The organism is Spongiimicrobium sp. 3-5 (genome assembly GCF_046557915.1).
In the GTDB taxonomy this organism is placed as follows: Bacteria; Bacteroidota; Bacteroidia; order Flavobacteriales; family Flavobacteriaceae; genus JBHEBG01.
Map to the genome: position 1 here is coordinate 1 of NZ_JBHEBG010000015.1, position 3256 is coordinate 3256.

A 3256-nucleotide genomic window follows, 5' to 3' on the forward strand; every position below is an offset into this window, starting at 1 on the left:
TCCGTCGGAGGAGAAGTACAGTTCGTTGTCCTTGGCAAGGAAGGGGAAAGATTCCCTTCCCTTGGTATTTATTTTTTTCCCCAGATTTTTTGGAATGCCCAGGGAGCCATCCGGGTTTATATCCACAGTATAGATATCCGTAAGACCCAGGGATCCCGGCCTGTCAGACACAAAATACATACTATCCTCGGTAGGGCTTAAAACGGGGTGCGCGTTAGAATAATCGTCCCCATTTATGGGCAGGTCCTCAACATCGGTCCATTTTCCTTTTTTCCATGTGGCCCTGTAGATTTTTAAATGTTGTACATCCCTTTCTCTTCTGTTCTTAAAGGGTGTTACATTGTTCCTTGTGAAATACATGGTGGTTCCATCTTGGGTAAAGACCGCACTGGATTCATGATACTTGGTATTTACTTTACCTTTTAGTTTCTTAGGAGTACCGAGATATCCATTTGTTTCTATAGGTGCCTGATAAAGGTTTAAAAATGACAAACCATCCCATGGGCTTAGACGTGCGCGACTTTTCTTGTTTTGCGTGGAGGCGAAGACCAAATTTTTTTGGTTGAAGGCAGCCCCGAAATCCACCCCGGTAGAGTTAATATTGGCGAGCTCCATAGTGTATCGTCCGGAGTTCTCCTCAATGATCTTTAAATAGTCTATAGCGTTTCCATAAGGTTTGTTCATGGAAACTTCTTTTTCTACATAGGTATTGAACCAATGAACGGAGAGTTCTTCGTTGCCCAATGCCTTTAATGACTGTGAGTAGCGGAGATAATATATGGGTTCCAAATCTTCCGTCATGGAGAACAATTCCCTGTACCAACGGGCGGCCTCTGCATATTTAGCATTGAAATAATAGATGTTCCCCAGTTTCCTGAAGAGTTCCTCGGACCTGTATCCCGATTCAACAAGGTCTAGGTAAAGCTCCGAAGCATCTATATAGGCAAGATCGGCATATTTTTTATTGGCACGATCCAGTTTTACCTCCTGCCCAAAACCGGTAAGGGCAAGGACAAAAAAGAACAAGGTACATAGGTATGGAGTTTTTAGATATGTATTCATAATCGGTGTATAAGGTGTTAAAAGAATCTTGGATTTACGGATTTTCTTATTCTTGTTCCCAGTTCAAAGCGCAAGAAGAAATCGTGGGATCCGGAATTGTAGTTCCCAAGTTCGGTGGTATCGTAATCATAGGCATAGCCCAGCATTAAACGATCGTTTATTTGAAAACCGGCCAGTCCGCTAATGGCTGTATCCAAGCGATAGGAAAACCCCATAGTGAACCTATCGTTGAACAAAAAGTTAGCGGATGCATCAAAAGCCACGGGGGCGCCCTTAACGGCTTTTATCAGCGTGGCCGGTTTAAACTTAATATTTTTACTAATGTCGAACACATATCCGGTAATAAAATAAATATGCGCTTGTTCCGATGCGGTAGAAGATACCGTATCATCATAATGGTCGGTGGACAATATATTTGGAGATGACAATCCAACATACCATCTATCGTCAAAATGGAGGTAAACACCCAGACCTACATTGGGGGAAAAACGATTGTCGATATTGTTTAAAAAATTTGGATCGGTTGGATCTTCCGGACCTAATTTTCCAAAGTCGACATCGAGAAGGTGTACCCCTCCTTTTAAACCGAAGGATAGATGGGTCCTTCTGCTCAAAGAGATGGTATAGGAAAAATCTGCGGTCACCGTACTTTCAGTAGATGGGCCTATCTCATCATGGATAACGGAAAGGCCAAGGCCCACACCCCTTTCCCCAACGGGGCTATTAAGTGAAAAAGTGAGTGATTTGGGAGCCCCGTCCAATCCAACCCATTGGGAACGATAAAGGCTATTGAAGCTCAATACGCCCCTATTGCCGGCGTAAGCAGGGTTTACTGTAACCGTATTATACATATATTGGGTGTATTCCGAATCTTGCTGGCCATGGCAAAGGATGGGGAGGCCTATTGCCAATAGGATAAGGAACGCAATTTTTTTATAGTTGGTATAGATTACTTTCATGGTCTCTATTTGTTTTTATGGATATGGATCAATTGTCGCTCGCTAAGTATAAAAAACCTGATTGCTGAGTTGTTTCTCCACTGTCTTCGGAGGTGTACTGTATTACATAGAAATAGGTTCCTGTGGGCAGTTTTTCGTCCCTGGCGATCGTAAGCCTGCCATCTGAGAATCCTTCGAATACCCTATCGTTATTATCATATCCATTTGCTTCAAATACTTTTACCCCCCAACGGTTAAATATTTTTACATTATTGTTGGGGAAACAATCAATACCCTCCAGTTTGAAACCATCGTTTCGTCCATCACTATTGGCCGATACGGCATTGTACACCTTAAGGGGGCAGGTAAGCTGCAAGGTTTGCGTATGGGAGGTCTCGTTGCCACAATCATCGATGGCCGTCCATGTCCGTACCAAAGAGTATCGGGAGCTACAATTTCCTGGCACTTCGGTTTCGGTAAAGTCTACGGTTACGGTACCGCAATTGTCCGTGGCCGTAAGTATCGCAGCTTCGGGAATGGTATCGCACTCGGCGAAACCGTCCTGTGGTAGCGCTTCTACAAAAACCGGAGCGGTTGTGTCCTCTACGTTTATTGTTTGTACATGTATAGTTTCATTACCGCATAGATCGGTGGCCGTCCATGTCCTTTCCAGACTGTAGTTGGATACACAGTTTCCATCGATCCTGGTTTCGGTAAAGTTCACTGTAGGCGAACCACAGTTATCGGTAGCTGTAAAGGTTTCTGCTACAGGGACCTGGGCGTCGCATTCCACGGTGATGTCCACTGGCAATGTCCCCACGAACACGGGGTTTGTGTTATCCTGTACGGTAATGGTCTGTATGTGCACGGTAGTAAGTCCGCACTCATCGGTGGCGGTCCATGTCCTCTCCAGACTATAATCCGAAGGACAGCTTCCATCGATCCTGGTTTCGGTAAAGGCAACAGTGGCGGTACCACAGTTATCGGTTGCCGTGAAGGTTTCCGGGGCAGGTACGGCATCGCATTCCACGGTGATGTCCACGGGTAATGTCCCCACGAACACGGGGCTTGTGGTATCCTGTACGGTGATGGTCTGTATGTGCACGGTAGTAAGTCCGCACTCGTCGGTGGCGGTCCATGTCCTCTCCAGGCTATAATCCGAAGGACAGCTCCCATCGGTCCTGGTTTCGGTAAAGGCAACAGTGGCGGTACCACAGTTATCGGTTGCCGTGAAGGTTTCCGGGGCAGGTACGGCA

At 45.7% G+C, this 3256-nt stretch carries 2 protein-coding genes and 1 pseudogene; all 3 read right to left on the reverse strand.

Going from position 1 to position 3256, the window contains the following annotated elements; genetic code table 11:
• Positions 1 to 1062 (reverse strand): annotated as a pseudogene (locus tag ACEQ81_RS18600) (hypothetical protein); the annotation flags it as partial.
• A gap of 17 nt (positions 1063 to 1079) precedes the next feature.
• Positions 1080 to 2021, reverse strand: a complete 942-nt coding sequence (locus ACEQ81_RS18605) for a type IX secretion system membrane protein PorP/SprF (protein WP_411032427.1) — start codon at positions 2019 to 2021, stop codon at positions 1080 to 1082.
• A 28-nt stretch (positions 2022 to 2049) separates the two neighbouring features.
• Positions 2050 to 3256: gliding motility-associated C-terminal domain-containing protein (locus ACEQ81_RS18610; protein WP_411032428.1), on the reverse strand; the 1207-nt coding region annotated here is incomplete at its 5' end.